We start from the raw sequence: 16,254 nt of genomic DNA, 5'->3' as shown, positions 1-16,254 counted from the left end.
GATCAACCCTCCTCTGTAATAACTGCGGTTACGTACACTGAATTTGCAAGTGTCGTTTGTGCAACAACGTTGATATAGGTTCCGATATTGCAATAAATAGTTACGGGTATAAAGTCGTAATCATCTGGAGCCATCGATGTAAGTGGTAATACAACTCTCTGCTTTTCGCCTCCGATACCAGTATAGTAGACATTTATCGCCACTGAGCGCTGGTTAGTTACGGTCATACAGATTTTTACCGTATGCATAGAAGTCGCAGAGGCAGTATATGAGGCTATTGACAATCCCGTAGTCGTTGTTAATTGGACTCCGTAGCCCCTCGCTCTATTAGCTGCTACATTTGCGATTTTTCCCGTCCAATCCTTAATGGCTACTTCCTGCCACCCTGACCAAACACCTGAATCCGTGCGGGCGCGGGAGTACCTAGCTGACCCAAACACATTTAGCGCATCTTGAATCACATACCCGCTCTCGGCGACCTTAACATCTAATAGATAGTATCCTGGTGGTGGACCATTAAGATATGCCCCACCCTCGACGTATAGGCTATAGGCTCCGTTGCCGACGTAGTCGTTCAGGTTCGCCCCACCTGAAATCGTTCGTCTAGCTGCGTAAAGTGGGACGTCATTTGAACTATCCCATTGCCTAGCCCAAGGTTCCCATACTCCGTTGTTAAGTATACGGTAGCGCTGGCCCCTCGTTGACGGGTCGTAGGCGTTAATTGGCATAAAACGCTGCACTTTATAAGCAGGTGAGTCGCCCCAAGTAAACTGTTCGAGATACCCCTGATTGGGTCCTTGGGTCCCAGGGAATGGGCTTCCGGTCCATAAGCTTGCAACGGCATAGTATCCATCTTTAGGTATCGTGTTTGCATCAGTTACAAAAGTAGTACTTCCTACTGTTCCTGCTAATGCGTTTTTGTTGTTTATTTGTTTTCTCCACCCATTAACATAGCCGGGTCCGTTACTTGCATATATGAACTCCGAATTTGCATTTAATCCGGCTTCTGGCGTAGCTGCTTGGGGTGCGGTAAGGATACGAACAGTAAAGAAAGTTGAGTTTCCCGTGACTTCAACTACGGCCCCGGCTAATGAGATATGACCAAATCCTGAATCGGTAATAGTGCGATTGTAATCATACGCCCATCCCCCTCTTGCTACCCAATGTCCACTAGCAGTAAATGCCCCCATAGCTGTTAAAAGGGCTATGAACTCATCAGTATTCATTGGTGCGTCTGTATCACCAAAGTTAACGTATGGGTTAGATACAGCAAATCCCTTGGCGTCCTTGCCCGTTAGTATGGTTTCCCATGCGCTCCATGTATCATCTGTGTACAATGAATAACGGTACTTAATAGGTGCTACTACATTGTAGGGATAAAAATACTGGAATACACTCATTGCACCGCCGTATGTTCTATACGAAACTACAGTTCCAAATTCTGCGGGCCAGCCTCCCCCATCGAGATTAAAGAAAATTGTTTCTCCCAATGGATAAGAGGACGGCTTGTCTGCACCTACTCTGTAGTTATCTGAGCGCCGGAAATCCACGCCGTCAAACCTTGGCGTATTGGTTGTACTCAAATTCTGATTCGTGGTAAATCCGCGAACTGTATCCGCATCCAGTCCACTACCGGAACCATCTACGGTTATTATTTTTGCCAAGACATCTGCAGCCGTGTAAGCATTGGCATTTAATTTTTCCGCATCTGCAGCAACTGCGGCAGCTATTGCAGCGTCCCTTGCAGCATTAGCTTTAGCTGTAGCATCGGCTGCTGCCGCAGTAATAGCAGCGTCTTTGGCTGCGTCTGCTTTTGCTTGAGCGCCTGCGGTAGTCTCTTTGGCACTCCAAGCCACCTTTTCTGCATCCGTGGAAAAACGGTGCGTAGTATCCTCTGTAATCATACTGGCCGGATGTGATGGTGGATGTGTGTAGTTATTGGCCCCAGGTGCTACACCAGCCAGTTTTGTTTTCTCTGGTGTAGTGTAATCCTCGGTTGAGAGTTGCTTTCCAGTCACCTTGTCCACCTTAGCCGCTGCTACAGCGTCCAGATCCGACCGCAGAGCATACACCAGTGATTCGTCGATTACCGCCGATATATTTGATGCGGTACCCACGACAACCACGCAATCAAATGATTTTTCGATAATATCCGAACCGCCACCTGGTGGAATATAATCCGCCGTCACCCCTGCATTAGCATAGGCATAAAGGATTTCCCCGGCATCCGGATCCTGTGCAAACAGCCCAACCTCGCGCCAATAAAAGCCCGTGGCAACATCGGCATTTCGCAGCACAGCGCCGACTATCGCCTTATTAGGCGGCTGTGTGCGTAGCCGAGTAATGGGGAGGCTTATTTTTTGCGAAAGCAGTCCATTCATTGCTGGGATTGACTGGCCTGTTAAGGACCCATCACCAATAGCCATACGGGTGTATTTGAGATGCGCCCCCGCCTGCGCCTTGCCTTGCAGTACGAGGCCTTTGTTTGTTAAAGTCATGCCGCCAAATACTGCCACATGCTCCCCTCCTTAAATCGTTATCTGTTCGCCAAAATGCAAAAAGCCACCGAAATATAACGGCAGCTCCTCAGCTTGTGATATTGTGACGCTATCCAGCACGGCAGAAAGGCGTTTAACTGCATCTACCGCAGCAACAAACTCCTGCGCCCGCGTCGTCGTGACGTCGGCATTGTTGGTTAGCACGCGGAAATGGTACGGCTCTCCGCCGTATTGCCACCACTCTTCCACCGCGCCCTCACCGAACAAGATTGCAATCAGATCCTCGACGGCTCCCGGCGTACCTTTGTGACGGTGAAAGGGAATTGCATTTTTGACTAGCTGCCGCTTCTGATCCAGCGGTAAATCCGGGTCATAGTAAGGCGGCTTATACTGCCAGGCGAGCTCGTCGACCTCCTCATTCGTCCACTCTGCATAACGCCCGAAAGTATCCAAGTTATTAATCATGGCGGTGGTCTCCTGCAGCTGCGTATCAAGCGCCGCAGCTGCGGCTGCCATGGCCGGGTCAGACCTGATCGACGGCGGCAGCAAATCAAGCAGGCTTACCGTTTGGATATTAATCATCGACCAGCCCTCCATAGGTGATTGTTGGCGGTGTATCCTGGGCAACCTGTGTCGCCGTCAATGCCATATATACTGGCGCTGTCGGCACTACCCGAAGCGCTCCGGCCACCATGACGCGGGTAATCAGTTCAGAGGGATTGATATGCCTTCCTAGCCTGGACCGCTGCCAGAGATGATAAGCGGCCACTGCCGCAGTCACTGCTGCTTGTATTGCAGGCACTTCTGCCGCCCGGCTGCTGCTGATGTAATAAGTCAAAGTCGTATTGTAAGTTACTGCGGTCGGAGCACTTACGGTTACTTGATCGGTTAATGGCCGGATTCCCCGCTCTTCCAAAGTCTCGCTAATTGCATCCAGCACATCCTGCCCAGGTATCTGCCCGCCGACAAGCAAAGGCACAATTGTAACCTTGCCAGCTGAGGGAGAGTAAGCATGTACATCCAGGATTGCCGCTGAGGTGGACTTTGCCCAAAATTCATATGCTCCCTTTGGCCCCGCCGTGCTGTATGACTCCGGCGCTGTCCGGATACGCTCTTTAAAAGCAGCGTCCGACTCTGTTGATGCTCCCCCACTGCTGGCCGTCAAGTTGGTTACAGACTGTACAAAGGGCAGCTGATCCATAAGGACATTGATTTGCCCCGGTAGGAATCCGTTACCCACTGTCCCAGTTGCCGAGCATTCCGCCGTCACTGTGCCGCTTGTGGCTCCCGCAGGAATCTCCAAATACTCCGCAGTTGCAAAGTAAACAGACCCGCCACCGCCTTGCGCCCCGACCCTAGTCCCTGTTGGTATGGCCGTAGCCGAGGATAGTGGAATTGATAGAGTAAACTGCAGTGTGGTTATAGCAGCTGACGCATTTAAACGCTCCGAACCCTGAAAGGCCCCCATGTGATCCAGCATGGGACCCGATGCGTATCGCAGCAGATTGCCTTTGGACGTCTGATTAATGAGCGCCTTCTGTTGGACAATGATGGTCGCAAGCGAAGACAAAAACAGCCTCACCGGATCGGCGGGCTGTAGTGTTCGGCCAGTTAGGCCCTCATATACGGTTATCACGTTTTGCTGTATGCCTGCCGCATCCTCAGCGACAAACTGTATTTCCGGCAATTCTACGTATTCCAATCATTGCACCCCCTCTGCCAAACTGAACCGCACCACGGCCAGCAGGCGGCCTGTCATGGCGTCCTCAAGATCACCCTTAAAAGACACCTCAGTCACTACCGCCCGTGGCTCCTGGATAGCGATAGCCGTCATGACTTCACCAGTTAGCCGGGCCTGTGCAATCGGATACGGATCATCGACTATTGAATAATCCAACCCGATTTCCCGAGCGAGTGGTGCGCTACCCAACGGTGTTGAAAGGATTGTCCGGATGTTTTGTGCGACTTCTGCCGCTATAGTCGCCGGTGAAAAATCTATCGTCGATGGCTGTGTCATATCCACGATGTAAGTACTCATTTTACGTATTCCTCCAGACTGACATTTGCGGTGGCGTAGTATACATTGCCAGCATTGTCGATCTTTTCCCATCCCTGAGTCAGCCCGGTAATCACCCACAACCCAGTTCCGAGCCCCTTCCCTCCAATAATCAAGGGCAACGCCTTCCCCGCCCGGTCAAGCTCCGTTAATTTGTCCAGCTCTTTCCGGGGATTGAGACGATACCGCGCATCGAACCACATGGTAAACGAGATCGTATCAAGCCCCGGCCCAAGATACTGAGTCTTTGGTTTTTGGCCGATGATTTCATGCTTGGCAAATCTCCCCGCGCTTGTACGGGTGAACTCCTGAAAGGTCCGAATCGCCTCCGGGGATACGACAAATACGACCGGCCCGAGGTTGCCGATCTTGCTCATGGTCATTATGTGCCACCTCCCGAGATAACCCCGAGACAATAGCCATCTGAGCTATTGTCGGGATACCCAACAAGTACCGTCTCCCCAACCTCCGGCAGCTCTACTGGAGTCAGCCCGATCGTGGCCGGACCAATAACCTGCAGCTCGCCGGAAACAAGATCATCTTTGTCCGGATACGTCACCCTGACTGTTCTCGCTGCTTCGTTCACTGTTGAAACAATCCCTGTTCGTAACATGGTCACCACCCCAACACTTTCCTAATTCCGATGTTTGTTACATAACCTCCACTACTTATGGATTGGCTGCAAGACTCAATAATGTACTTGCCGTCAAAACGGCCCCACCCCTTGATGTTGATCGTTAGGCCTGTTGCCATTCTTATATCACCCATCAACACCAAACTTCCTTTACCAGCCTCTTTATTCTTCGCTCTCAGTCCCTTCCGGGCTTGCCTGAGTGCTGCTGCTTGAGAGTCCACCTGTTCATTAAGCTTCAGAACAGGTCCGCTTGATGGCGCTCCTGGTGGCTTATACGTAGCCTTGTAAGTTTTCTTTTTGCTGGTGTCGGTGTAGGACAACTCAGCCGCTCGGTAAGCCACATATGCAGTCCCCCAGCTAAATGCATAGGATATAACGTTATCCACGCCGCGCGTAATAGTGGTAATTGGGGCTTGCTGCTCATAAACAAACTCATCAAACAGGACCAATTTTCCGCCAGATACCTTAATTGCTATAGCCTCTTTGGTAGCCGTATCCAGCAAAAAAGCGAGGTCAGATACCCCCGCCTGTTCGATCCGGTCATATGATGGATTGTCTGTCGCCTCATATAGCAGCTTCAGCCCGGCACGCTTTGCGACCTCCCCGGCCAGTGTCTTAAGAGTTGTCTTTTCCCAGGCTTTGGTTCTCTTTTCTTGACGAACGGTTGAGCTTACTGGCAAAGAAATAGCCTTAATTGTCACAGCGTCCGGCGGACCCGCAAAATCAAATGTATCGACCTCAAAACTGCCGAGAGGTAGCTTTTTGATTTCCCCGGGCTTATCCCAGTTGATCGTGCGGATCTCTGCTTTGATCTTGTCGCCTGCCATCGGCTCCCATGGGCCTTGCCAATTATGACCACGGTCTTCCAGGCTTACTGAAATATCATCTAACGTCCCGGGAGCAGCGTCATTATAAGTGAATGCAGTAAGCGCCTTACTTATATCCGAGGTAACGTCCTTGCCATTGTAATTGAGCACCAGTACCGCCCTGCGGGCATCCTGCATCTTTTCCAATACTATTCCTCCCTTCTCCACGGTGGCAACGTCTGTGAGGCGTCGGCCGGCTTATCTGGGGCGTTCAAGGTAACGCTGCCCGAGAACAAAACGGTCTGTGTATAGTCCGGATTTGCTGACATGAGCAGCGTCATCAATTCAGCCTGGCCGTACAGCTTATAGGCGATACCATCCCAGGTATCGCCTTGAACTGTCGTATAAATTGTCATGCAAAACCCACCCTCTGCGCCTGGCGTTTGTAATCATCGAACTGCTTGCTAAACTCTTGTTGATTGCGTTGATCCATCTGCCGGACCATCGCTTCATCGGCATTTCCTTGTATGATAAATGTTGGTTTGTATATAAAATCACCGATGGTGTTGCCGTCAATTTCTCCGCCGCCCATACTCCGGTTAGCAGCCTGCAACAAGCCCTGAGACCGTGCGGAGTTATTTTCCGGAATAATCCACTCAGGCGAGCGACCTTCCCCGACCCAAGCCAGTTCCGGACTGTCTACATAGCCACCCTTTGCATATCCGCCAATCTTCGGAATCTCAGGGATGCTGAACCCAAAAGTCCCGCCACCACCAGGAACCCAGTCGGGAATATCAAAGCTCACTTTGTTAATTCCCCGTATGGCTGCGTTAATCGCATCAACGGCCACGTTTATCGGAAAGACAAGGACAGCACCTAGACCATCAAATATGCCCTCAAACACTGTACGGACACCTTGCCAAGCCTTGCCCCAATCGCCTGAAAATACGCCAGTCACAAAATCAATGATGCCACCCAATGAAGTGAGCAACCCACTAATCACGCCACCTATAGCATCTATCGCATTTGAAACCACAATTTTTATCGAGCCCCATGCAAATTGAAATGCAGCAAACAAACTGTCCAATGTGGGCTTAACTACCTCAAACATCCGACTGATCCAGCCGCCGATGGCCCCGAAGGCCTCTTGTGCCTTAGATGCAATACTCATAATCTGCGGAACCAGGGCAGCAATGAGCCGGGAAACCTGCGGGAATACCTGAGTGCCTAAATACGTAAAGATGTTCTGAATAATCGGCCACAACTTGCCAGAAAGATAGGTCGCTATAGGCATTACTGCATTGTATATCGCCTTAAACCCTGACACTGCTGTCGTCACCAACGCTCCAACTATAGGGGCAACCGTTTTGACGATGTTTCCAAGGGAGACGAATATCCCCTTGATACCCGGCCATAATCCAAGCAAGCCTTTGCCAAAGTCAGCCCAGTAATCCATGAGGCCGCCAACAACATCCTTGAAGCCGGACGTGATTCCTCTCATGTTCTTTTTCTTAAATCCAAACATACTAGAGATATCAAAGTTTCCAGTGAACAGACCCTTGATATCATCAATAAAACCGGACATCGAATCATAGACAATTCGGAATCTGCTGGCAATTTCCTCAGCCGTACCCTTGTCCATTCCCAACGCAGTCAGGTAATTGACAGTGACGCCTTCCATTTCGCCATCAAAGCCGTTTTCGAAGAGCCATTGTACGTTTTTGGCCGCTTCCTTGACCGCTCCACCGACTTTGCCGAATGCATCCATTACAGCAGGCACCCATTTTGTCATTTTGTTAGCCATGGACGAGAATAACGGCAGCAACTCTTTACTGATAGGGAGGATCAGGCTGGTCTGCAAAGTTCGACCCATGCTACCGAAGGCTTGACCGATAGTGTTGTACTTTGTAGCTGCAATTTCATCAATAGTTGCTTTCGTGGAATCAAATTGACTCTTCACATTTCCAAGAGATGTAATGACACCAATTTCCATATCTTCTGCTTGCGTTCCGAATAACCCTACAGCTGCTGCTGATTGTTTTACCGGATCTTTTACAGCAGCTATAGCCGTAACCACCTGATCAAACGCCTTCTTAGCCGCTGGACCACCTGCAGCGAATGTCGCTGTCATTTTCTCGGCATTTAACCCTAATAACTCATAAGCTGCAATGCTCGTTTTCGATCCGTCTTTAGATCTGATTCCGAATTCCTTAACGCTGTCGCCGATTTTGTCTAAATTAAATGCCCCTGCATCGAGACCTGCGGCGAAAGTATCAAACATCTGGTCAGCGTTGAAACCGATTTTGTCGAAATATACGCTATACTCATTTGCGCTATCTAATAATTCTCCGGATTTGTTTAACCCCTTCTGCCAACCCTGCGCAAGTAAGTTATACGCTTTGACTGAATCGCCCCCGAAATTCTTGACCATGGTATCCGTTGCTTTCACTGATTCAGCTACATCTTCTCCCGCAGCATCTCTAAAAACAATCGCACTTTTGGTTGCTTCTTCAAGGGCCTTTCCAGTTTGTTTTGTAACTTGTTGAACAGTACTCATACTATTCGCAACATCGTACAGGTTTTCGCCTAAGTTCTGGTTATACAGGTCAGTTAGTGTTTTCCCGTAAGCAACCATTTCAAGATCAGAAGCATTCGTGGCTGAATCAATCTGGTTCATAGCTTCCTGGTACTCCTCAGAAAACGAAAACACCGCATGAGCAGCCAGGCCAGCCCCAGCTGCTACCCCGGCAATAGCCCCACCAGCAACGACAGCACCACCCAGCGCCCACATTCCTGAACTTCCGCCGCTATCATCTCCACCACCGCCACCGCCACCTGGATCACCCGGCTGCGGACCCTGAATATCATTGATCTCACGCATCCGGCGCTCAAGCTCCTGCATATCGCGGGTATAGCGTTGCAAGTCATTGCCGAACATATTGGACGGCATCCGGATCCGGGCAATCTCTTGCAAATTGCGTGAGAGTTGCGCCGCCTCCTTGACAGCCTCTTTGAGTTCTTTGACGGTTTCGGTAAAGATTCCATCAATACGAGGCATCCGGCGCAACTGGTCAAACTCCCGCTCTGCTGCTTGCAATCCTTCGCGCAGTGGTCTGACCATATCACCTGAGAGTCGGATAGCTTCTATGGCACGGGCAGTGGTCTGCAACTCTTGCAGATTATCCAGCACTTTACGCATCCCGGTGTTGTAACTGGAGTCAAGTTTTGCTTGCAGATCAAACGCTATTTTGTACTCTTTGCCGGCCATGGTTTATATCACCTCTTCCGCTGCCGGTCTCGTTCTTTGGCTATTTCATTTGCTGTATCCACCCAGTCGTACAACTCCTTGACTGGCATACTTAGCCAATGAGGGATTGGCGTATAATAAGCACCAGAAAGAGCCGCAGCCAGCTTTTTCAGCTTGCGCGGCCCTTCTTTGTCTACCAATCCTAGAAGAGCAAAAAACCCTGTGCCCTCAAGGCAATTTTATTTACGTCTTTACCAGGAAGCTTATTGAAAAATTCCATAGGAACCTTGGCCGCTTCTGCCGCCACATGTAATTGATAAGGGAGCGACAAGGCCTTTACAAAGACTGAACTATTCTTTTGATCGGATGTAAAAAAGCCGTCAATTCGGATCAAGTCTTCACCCAAAATTCTTTCGAAATCCAGTGTCAGATACGTATATTCCTGCTCCTCAAAAATAAAAGGCCGACTAAGCGTGAATACCCGCTCGTCAGCCTCTACAACAACCGTATTATTTTGTTCTTTACTCATTATCATTTATCCCTCACAGTCCCAAGCTTTTACGATAGGCGGCCAAATGGTCCTCGCCATCAATAAAAGCAATGTAGTTGTATTTGTCGATCTCAATTTGTTTCACACCGTCAACCATTACCATTAGATATGTGCATTCAACTTCAATAGAGCTTCCAGTCGCGGCGTTGGTTTCAAAAGATCCCATTGCCGTGTTCACCGGAATACCCCGGATACTGATCCGAACCGGTACTATTTTATACTCGCTGGCTGTAGAGTCATACACCTGCTGGGCTCCGCGAAAATCAAGAGCGTGGCTTTTCGGCGCAGAAAGCTTGAGCATTGGAACATCAATGGTCCGGAAATTGAGAGTTGTCCGCATGCTGCCATAATGGCCGATGGTTGGTGAATCAACTTCACCAGCAATCCCAGCCCCACTCACAGTGTCCGTTAGTGCTTCAAGGCTGGGGAGTTCCACATCAGACGTACCAAGCCGCTCGACCCCATTACGAAAAACGCTATACCCTGTTAACCGTTCAGGAATGTTCATTTATTTGTTTCCCTCCTACGCCGCAAACAGCGCGGCCAGATATGTTGTGTCGTATTCAAGCAGGAATGAAATTTCCTGTGCTGGTCCCGGCGGTGTGATGTGCAAATGGAACGTGACTTTCCCAGCCATCAAAGCCGTTACCGGGTTTTCGGACTCATTAAACTCCACACGTCCCCCCAGAAGAGCGCCCGTGCTTGTCAAACCGTTAAGCCAAATGTTCAAACTGTCGGTGATGGTGGTGATCAGTCTCGTGTTCATGGGATCATCCACCTTTTGCATATAGGTCAGAATGATGCTGTTACCCACCCAGTTAAACATCCGGCGGATAGGGATAAAGCTGTCTTTCGGGTCCGTATTGCCCGGAAACGCCCCAGTGTAATTCCCCCAGGATCTCCAGCCGCTCGTACCGAGATTAATTGCTGTTACAATCCCCAGACTGTTCAGGTAGGTTGCTTGGTCAATTCCAAGGAATAAGTCTGTACCGTCCGCCAGCGCCGTGCCATCCGCCTGCAGCGCCTTATTAGACGGAGAGACAAAAGGAATGCCGCCATTCGCCGCATCTGTAGACGCAATCAGCCCGGCCAGATGCGTGGAGTAGTGGAAAAGCTTGTCTCCTAGCGTCAGCATAGGATATGTTGCTATTTGCAATGTTCCGGTGTAGCTATTGTCAGACTTCCAAACGCCAGTGTCGGTATATTTCTGATCCGGATCAATGTCAGTCAAAGCCATGGCTTTAAAATTGCCGTTGATGTTCCCAGCCTTAGCCTTCATTACTGCGGCGACTGCTGGCAAGTGCGACCACCCCGGAGCAAGCAGCATATCCGGCAGGATACCAAAGCGAGGGTATGCCTGGTTAACCAACTCAAATCCGGTATAAGCCCCCTCCAGAGTTACACCACCTATAACATCGTCAGCATTTACATCTCCGGGATTGAGCTTGTCATATCCAACCTGCAACTGTGCAACGCTGGCACCAATGACCCCGGTGGATTTGGTAGTGATAATCACATGACCATCATCGTCAAAGGCTGCAGTGTAATCTTTACCACTGACATATGTGGTCGCCCCATCCGAAGATTTGACCACAAGAGACGGTAGCAATACACCGTCTACCGCCAAGGTCGCCACCCGATTACTGACAGTCAATGTTGCAGGCGGAACCGTCGTTTTGTTTACTGCCGGGTCAAGCACATTGACCAGGATCATCGGAGCCTTGGCATACAGTGCAAAGTGCGAGTAAATCAGTTCGCAGAGCGTGTAATCCTTCCAATTATCCGAATAACCCAATGCGGCTACGGCCTCGGCATATGAAAAGGCTAGGACCGGAGTATTTACCGGAACGGGTGCCGACGCCAGGTTAACCGGGGCTGTGCCTACCGCAAATGGGATGCCGCTTGTAGCCTGCGTTGGAGCAATTACAGATGTGGATTGCTCAATGATTGTAACGCCATGTTTAACCGCCATTGACTGTACCTCCTTTCAGGATTGATTGATAGGCCACATACTCGGCCGTCCCGGTCTTGACGATACGCGCCTGTACTCCAGCGATTTTGTCCACCGGCACAATCAGCGCCTCAACATCTGGCTGTTCGGCAAGCAGTGGCTGCAAATAGACCGGGATACCGCCACGGAATACCGTGGATTGCAACAGCCTTCCTCCTGGTAGGTTCGGACCCAGGTAAATGAGGGGGCCTGTCGGCGCTTCATTAACCACTGATGCTGGAGTTTCTACTGCCTCACCTGCCAACTCCACAGGAAACTCTTGGATTCCTTGTTCAATGTCCTGGGTTGTTGCGGTAACTTCGTTTACTTCTTCTTTCTTTCGTGTGCTCAATACAAACCCTCCTCTGGTTCTCTTTGAACTGTGGGCAGCGTCCAAATCGTTGTTACAAGACCAATAGTGTAGGGCTCCGGCTGCTCCGGCGGAAACTCCCACTTGTACGGCAACTCCATGCGGAAACGGCGGTCTATCATCTGCTGTTTCAGCAGCGCAATCCGGACCCGCTCCATCTGATTGAACACATCAAGAAATCCCTGGTCATCGTCTGCCTCGCTGCCGAAAATCAAATGAACCTTGACTTTGCAATCCTCGTTGTCGATACCCTCTCCTGGCCTCACCAAAATGTATGGGAAGACTTCTTTATCAGCATTATCTTTGTTTTTCCGGGGCGGGTACCCAAGATGAACAGCAGGCTTAGCAATCGCGCTGTCTTTTACAAGGTCTTCAAGAAAGCCTTTGATGGCTTCGATAAGCAAAATCGGTGTAGAAATCATACTCACCTCATTTCAAAATACGGTTGATTTCATGGATTAAACGCTTCTCCATGCGGTCTTGAGCCTCATCTTGAATATGTCTCAACACTTGCGGCTCATTGAGCATACGCGGGATGGCAGGACCGTGAATTTCTTCAATAGGTAATTCCGGTCGCTGTCCTAAACGGTTCACCACGCGCTGACGCCCGCTCTGACCAGTCGGAAATTTACGCTTCATGATTCGGTTTTCACCCCGTCGGAATGCGACAAAGGCTGTGCCAAGTTTCTTAGCTTCTCCGCGCTTGATGGCGACCTTAACCATCTTCTGACGCTTTGGTGAGGGCGCTTTGGGCGTAACCTTAAACCTTGTTACGGGTAGATTGCGCCCCTTTGCCTTAATAAGCACCTGCCCCTCATCAGGAGACGACAGCACCAGCCGCATTGCGCTCTTAACATCGGCGTTCTTGATGTTGTATGTCTCTTTGACCTTGCGGGCTGCCTCTGTAATAACGCCTTGCCCAACACGGTTGAGGGCAAGAGACGCCGCCGGTTGCATGCGCTCCTTCAGCGCTTTGGTTCCCTTGATCGCTTCTTTCAATCCCTCAACCCTCATCCGACATTCGCCTCCAAGTAGATAGAGAGCATGCCATTTTCTGAGCCCACGCGGACCACCTTGAAATCTTGGCCGTTAATCTTCATCCAGGAATCTTGTTCCGGCATGTATCCCAGCTCCAGCACATCCACTTTAAGGGTATCCGTGACAAGCGAAACCCCCTCAGCATATGCCAGGGGGTGCTTGTTGTCGGAAGCCGAATGAAGGACTGCTTTGCACGGCTTGCCGTCGATAATGTAGTTGTCCGCGAACTCTTTGACGTTCAAAAAAGTTCGCTGATTATCAATAAGAATCTGATCACGGAGGTTCACAACATACACCCCTTACTCTCCTGCTGTTTCTGCTTTCTTGGCGGCAGCTTCTTTGATAGCCTTGGCCTCAGCTTCCGGGTCTTTGATCGCCTTAATAGCAAGCAGTCGCGCAATCTCTTCTTTGGTCATATCTTTGGGGATCGCTTCCCCGATAGCAATCTTTTTTCCATTGTGGCGGATGTTCCATTCAGCAATATATCCCATAATCAAATTTCCTCCTTTGGATTAAAGAACCTTGGCGACGTACCATCCATCGACGTTAGCCGGTACGCAGATAGGACGAGACAGCAATTGCAGTTTACGGCTAGGCGGTTCTACTTCGCTCAGCACTTGCGGGTAAATCTTAGCTTGAGCGAACACAAAGTCGCCATCTTCGTCAGCTACCAAGTTCGCTCCATACAGGAATTCGAACGGCTGACCATCCGGCAACAGTGCAAGAGTCCCTGCTGGAATATAGTCGACTTCGTCGCCTGCTTCATCCGTATAAGAGTTTGTGTAAGACCATATTTGAAGATTAGCCTGACGCAGATATCCATGATAGATAACGCCCTCCGGCAAAATCTGTTGATTCAGATCACCAACGTCCAACGTTTCTTTCTTAGCTTCAATCAGCTTTAACAGTGTTGGGTGGTTTACAATGGTCCGAGCTACCTTCGCGGTAGTGAGTACACGGCGCATTGTGCGTCCACTCTTATTCATTACATCCTGCACCCAGTCGGTAAGATACTCAATGACGTTGGTGTTTTCGTTAGAGAACAGATCAGTGCCGGACAGCACTTCGATATTCGTAAATCCCCAATCAAGGATTTGGCTGACGCCCTCACCTATCTGCTCAGTTTTACCTGTGAACATAATTTCGGAGAGTTGCTGCACTTTGCGTCGGTCAATCGTGTCCGTGAGTTCTGCCAGATCCTTTACAATCAATTCCTGGTAACGTTGCGCCGGTGTTTTTGGATTCAGCAACGTTTCACCGGCTTGCTTTACCTTCAGGTCATGGCGAGTAATGACACGCATCGGTTTCAGTAGCGCCGGACGGTATGTCTTGGACGTATATCCGGTACGCAGAACAACCTTGCCCGGAAGCAATTCATTTACGTACGGAGCCAGGGGGCGGTGACCTTTTTTGGTTTGGATTTCGATTTCATCAGTCGTGAAGGTCTCTCCTTCGCTCGCAAATGTATTCGTAAGGTAATACGAGTCTTCAGGAAATGCTTCAACGACTCGCACTAGTGTTGGAATTTCTAAAATATCGTGGTAAGATGCCATGTTCTCTTGTCCTCCCTTATTTAACTACTCGTTTTGTGATCAAACCGATCTTGCGCATAGCGACCTCATGTGTGGCCACTTTATCTGTACCTCCAAATTTAAGCGCATCGCGATTGAATTCGCCGTCGAGGTACGCAGCAGCTCGCACATCTACTGTGGTTGCATCTATAGTGGAGTCTGCTAGGATGCAATAAGGATCTTTAGAACCATCTGTTTTCGTAGAATCAACTGGTGCTGTGATCGGTGTACCAGCATATAGGTCCGTTTCGGGCAACTGACTTACAAGGCCCAATACGGTTCCCCGAGTTACTACACCAGACCCAGCCTTGATAATGACCGCCGTCATTCTCTCTGGCTGCACCCCACCCGCAAACAGTTCGTCAAACGATGGGCTAGTATATTCAGACATTATCTCCGACCTCCATTCTTGGGTTTAATATTTTGGGCCATAGCCACCATGCTTTCGACAGCAGTAGCTTTTTTCTCTTCTTTAACTGCTTCTGGCGTTTTAGCCTCAAGCGATGCCACCTCATCGACACCACTTTCAGCAGCGTCAGCTGCACGTTCTTTAGCTGCATTGGCAATACGCACCTGCGAAGCTTCCACCATCTTAATCGCCAATTCACCAGCCGTCTCACCATTAGCGATGGCTGCTTTAACCAATTCTGCAGATCCCGGAGTCTTTTCAGCAAGGCTTGTAATAGCAGCGACACGACTTCTTTCAGCCGCTTGCGCATCGCTGGTAACCTGCGCGAAAATCTCGGGGTGCTTCTCTTTCAATTCTGTAATATCCATTGTTCTGGGTTCCTCCTTTATTTGTGCCGCTGGTTTTGGCTCCTTGGCCTTGGCAGCAGGCGGTTTTTCTTGTCCTTCAGTTTCCGGTTTTCCTGGCAAGAGTGCCATCATCTTGTTGCGCACCTTATCCAGCACGTCCGGAGGCAATTCTGCCCCTGCGAAAACACTTGCAGACGGGTTAAGTTCTTCAGTAGAAAACATAATTTCATCCGCAAACCCCAACTCAACGGCGCGCTGCGCATGGAAAAATGTTTCATTCTCCATCAAACTGCGTATTTCCTCACGCGTCTTTTTGGTTTTCATCACATAGGCGTTGATCATTGCTTCATCAGCGCTCTGAAGCATCTGGTAGCTTTGCTGATGGTCCTCTTTATTCCCGTCAGTCAATGTTGCCGAATTGTGGATGAAAAGTTGACCAGCTGGAGAAATCAGGACCTTATCTCCGCCCATTGCAAAAACAGAAGCAGCACTACCTGCAATTGAAGGGATTTTAACAGTGACAAACCCCTGATATTCCTTCAAAAGAGTATAGATTTCTCCCCCTGCCCAAGCATTGCCGCCGCCTGAACTGATGTATATTTCAACCTCTTCACCATTGGCTTCTGTAAGCAACTTATCTACTCCAGACGGACTGATGTAAGGAAGCTCCAGCCACTCATAAATTCGGGCATCCCTATCTCCAACAACCGTGCCAGATAGCTTAATTTTTTTTGCCAT

At 49.7% G+C, this 16,254-nt stretch carries 20 protein-coding genes; all 20 read right to left on the bottom strand.

Going from position 1 to position 16,254, the window contains the following annotated elements; all coding sequences use genetic code 11:
* Window positions 1-2: 2 nt before the first annotated feature.
* Window positions 3-2,516: a phage tail-collar fiber domain-containing protein gene (locus AC3WT9_RS20120; RefSeq protein WP_492407852.1), complete on the bottom strand. Its 2,514-nt coding sequence runs from the start codon at window positions 2,514-2,516 to the stop codon at window positions 3-5.
* A gap of 12 nt (window positions 2,517-2,528) precedes the next feature.
* The gene (locus tag AC3WT9_RS20115) at window positions 2,529-3,080 is read right to left on the bottom strand and encodes a phage tail protein I (protein ID WP_492407851.1); all 552 of its coding nucleotides are present in this window, start codon (window positions 3,078-3,080) and stop codon (window positions 2,529-2,531) included.
* Window positions 3,073-4,200 (bottom strand): baseplate assembly protein, encoded by a 1,128-nt coding sequence (locus tag AC3WT9_RS20110; protein WP_492407850.1) that lies wholly within the window; start codon window positions 4,198-4,200, stop codon window positions 3,073-3,075. The genes AC3WT9_RS20115 and AC3WT9_RS20110 overlap by 8 nt, the downstream gene beginning before the upstream one ends.
* Complete coding sequence (locus AC3WT9_RS20105) at window positions 4,201-4,536, bottom strand: lysozyme (protein ID WP_492407849.1); 336 nt, start codon at window positions 4,534-4,536, stop codon at window positions 4,201-4,203.
* On the bottom strand, window positions 4,533-4,937 hold the full coding sequence (locus tag AC3WT9_RS20100; RefSeq protein WP_492407848.1) for a phage tail protein: 405 nt from the start codon (window positions 4,935-4,937) through the stop codon (window positions 4,533-4,535). The genes AC3WT9_RS20105 and AC3WT9_RS20100 overlap by 4 nt, the downstream gene beginning before the upstream one ends.
* Window positions 4,937-5,167, bottom strand: coding sequence for a hypothetical protein (locus AC3WT9_RS20095; RefSeq protein ID WP_492407847.1), 231 nt, complete (start codon window positions 5,165-5,167; stop codon window positions 4,937-4,939). The genes AC3WT9_RS20100 and AC3WT9_RS20095 overlap by 1 nt, the downstream gene beginning before the upstream one ends.
* A 2-nt stretch (window positions 5,168-5,169) precedes the next feature.
* Window positions 5,170-6,192: a phage late control D family protein gene (locus AC3WT9_RS20090; RefSeq protein ID WP_492407941.1), complete on the bottom strand. Its 1,023-nt coding sequence runs from the start codon at window positions 6,190-6,192 to the stop codon at window positions 5,170-5,172.
* An 11-nt stretch (window positions 6,193-6,203) separates the two neighbouring features.
* Window positions 6,204-6,410, bottom strand: coding sequence for a tail protein X (locus tag AC3WT9_RS20085; RefSeq protein WP_492407846.1), 207 nt, complete (start codon window positions 6,408-6,410; stop codon window positions 6,204-6,206).
* Window positions 6,407-9,262 carry a phage tail tape measure protein gene (locus tag AC3WT9_RS20080; RefSeq protein WP_492407845.1) on the bottom strand — a complete coding sequence of 952 codons (2,856 nt, stop codon included), beginning with the start codon at window positions 9,260-9,262 and terminating at the stop codon, window positions 6,407-6,409. The genes AC3WT9_RS20085 and AC3WT9_RS20080 overlap by 4 nt, the downstream gene beginning before the upstream one ends.
* Window positions 9,263-9,443: 181 nt before the next feature.
* Window positions 9,444-9,770 (bottom strand): phage tail assembly protein, encoded by a 327-nt coding sequence (locus AC3WT9_RS20075; protein ID WP_492407844.1) that lies wholly within the window; start codon window positions 9,768-9,770, stop codon window positions 9,444-9,446.
* Between the two features lie 13 nt (window positions 9,771-9,783).
* The gene (locus tag AC3WT9_RS20070; protein ID WP_492407843.1) at window positions 9,784-10,299 is read right to left on the bottom strand and encodes a phage major tail tube protein; all 516 of its coding nucleotides are present in this window, start codon (window positions 10,297-10,299) and stop codon (window positions 9,784-9,786) included.
* A 15-nt stretch (window positions 10,300-10,314) separates the two neighbouring features.
* Entirely contained in the window at window positions 10,315-11,763 is a 1,449-nt protein-coding gene (locus AC3WT9_RS20065; protein WP_492407842.1) for a phage tail sheath family protein, read from the bottom strand.
* On the bottom strand, window positions 11,753-12,133 hold the full coding sequence (locus AC3WT9_RS20060; RefSeq protein WP_492407841.1) for a hypothetical protein: 381 nt from the start codon (window positions 12,131-12,133) through the stop codon (window positions 11,753-11,755). Before AC3WT9_RS20060 ends, AC3WT9_RS20065 begins: the two co-directional genes overlap by 11 nt.
* Entirely contained in the window at window positions 12,130-12,573 is a 444-nt protein-coding gene (locus AC3WT9_RS20055) for a hypothetical protein (RefSeq protein WP_492407840.1), read from the bottom strand. Before AC3WT9_RS20055 ends, AC3WT9_RS20060 begins: the two co-directional genes overlap by 4 nt.
* 7 nt (window positions 12,574-12,580) lie before the next feature.
* Window positions 12,581-13,150 carry a phage tail protein gene (locus AC3WT9_RS20050; RefSeq protein ID WP_492407839.1) on the bottom strand — a complete coding sequence of 190 codons (570 nt, stop codon included), beginning with the start codon at window positions 13,148-13,150 and terminating at the stop codon, window positions 12,581-12,583.
* A gap of 11 nt (window positions 13,151-13,161) precedes the next feature.
* A complete protein-coding gene (locus AC3WT9_RS20045) occupies window positions 13,162-13,485 on the bottom strand; it encodes a hypothetical protein (protein WP_492407838.1) in 324 nt (107 codons plus the stop codon).
* A 3-nt stretch (window positions 13,486-13,488) separates the two neighbouring features.
* Window positions 13,489-13,680, bottom strand: a complete 192-nt coding sequence (locus tag AC3WT9_RS20040; RefSeq protein ID WP_492407837.1) for a hypothetical protein — start codon at window positions 13,678-13,680, stop codon at window positions 13,489-13,491.
* 21 nt (window positions 13,681-13,701) lie between these two features.
* The gene (locus AC3WT9_RS20035; RefSeq protein ID WP_492407836.1) at window positions 13,702-14,742 is read right to left on the bottom strand and encodes a major capsid protein; all 1,041 of its coding nucleotides are present in this window, start codon (window positions 14,740-14,742) and stop codon (window positions 13,702-13,704) included.
* A gap of 16 nt (window positions 14,743-14,758) precedes the next feature.
* Complete coding sequence (locus AC3WT9_RS20030) at window positions 14,759-15,151, bottom strand: head decoration protein (protein ID WP_492407835.1); 393 nt, start codon at window positions 15,149-15,151, stop codon at window positions 14,759-14,761.
* Window positions 15,151-16,254, bottom strand: a complete 1,104-nt coding sequence (locus AC3WT9_RS20025; RefSeq protein WP_492407834.1) for a head maturation protease, ClpP-related — start codon at window positions 16,252-16,254, stop codon at window positions 15,151-15,153. The genes AC3WT9_RS20030 and AC3WT9_RS20025 overlap by 1 nt, the downstream gene beginning before the upstream one ends.

Source organism: Paenibacillus sp. EB106-06-01-XG199, assembly GCF_058791575.1.
Note: the sequence above shows the minus strand (reverse complement) of the source record. Positions and strands in the feature narration are given on the sequence as shown.

Excerpts from the sequence above, each read along its gene's own strand:
- AC3WT9_RS20090 (WP_492407941.1), bottom strand. The coding sequence starts at position 6,192 with ATGCAGGATGCCCGCAGGGCGGTACTGGTGCTCAATTACAATGGCAAG.
- AC3WT9_RS20105 (WP_492407849.1), bottom strand. The coding sequence starts at position 4,536 with ATGAGTACTTACATCGTGGATATGACACAGCCATCGACGATAGATTTT.
- AC3WT9_RS20040 (WP_492407837.1), bottom strand. The coding sequence starts at position 13,680 with ATGGGATATATTGCTGAATGGAACATCCGCCACAATGGAAAAAAGATT.
- AC3WT9_RS20075 (WP_492407844.1), bottom strand. The coding sequence starts at position 9,770 with ATGAGTAAAGAACAAAATAATACGGTTGTTGTAGAGGCTGACGAGCGG.
- AC3WT9_RS20025 (WP_492407834.1), bottom strand. The coding sequence starts at position 16,254 with ATGGCAAAAAAAATTAAGCTATCTGGCACGGTTGTTGGAGATAGGGAT.
- AC3WT9_RS20100 (WP_492407848.1), bottom strand. The coding sequence starts at position 4,937 with ATGACCATGAGCAAGATCGGCAACCTCGGGCCGGTCGTATTTGTCGTA.
- AC3WT9_RS20085 (WP_492407846.1), bottom strand. The coding sequence starts at position 6,410 with ATGACAATTTATACGACAGTTCAAGGCGATACCTGGGATGGTATCGCC.
- AC3WT9_RS20030 (WP_492407835.1), bottom strand. The coding sequence starts at position 15,151 with ATGTCTGAATATACTAGCCCATCGTTTGACGAACTGTTTGCGGGTGGG.
- AC3WT9_RS20070 (WP_492407843.1), bottom strand. The coding sequence starts at position 10,299 with ATGAACATTCCTGAACGGTTAACAGGGTATAGCGTTTTTCGTAATGGG.
- AC3WT9_RS20065 (WP_492407842.1), bottom strand. The coding sequence starts at position 11,763 with ATGGCGGTTAAACATGGCGTTACAATCATTGAGCAATCCACATCTGTA.
- AC3WT9_RS20080 (WP_492407845.1), bottom strand. The coding sequence starts at position 9,262 with ATGGCCGGCAAAGAGTACAAAATAGCGTTTGATCTGCAAGCAAAACTT.
- AC3WT9_RS20115 (WP_492407851.1), bottom strand. The coding sequence starts at position 3,080 with ATGATTAATATCCAAACGGTAAGCCTGCTTGATTTGCTGCCGCCGTCG.
- AC3WT9_RS20035 (WP_492407836.1), bottom strand. The coding sequence starts at position 14,742 with ATGGCATCTTACCACGATATTTTAGAAATTCCAACACTAGTGCGAGTC.
- AC3WT9_RS20095 (WP_492407847.1), bottom strand. The coding sequence starts at position 5,167 with ATGTTACGAACAGGGATTGTTTCAACAGTGAACGAAGCAGCGAGAACA.
- AC3WT9_RS20055 (WP_492407840.1), bottom strand. The coding sequence starts at position 12,573 with ATGATTTCTACACCGATTTTGCTTATCGAAGCCATCAAAGGCTTTCTT.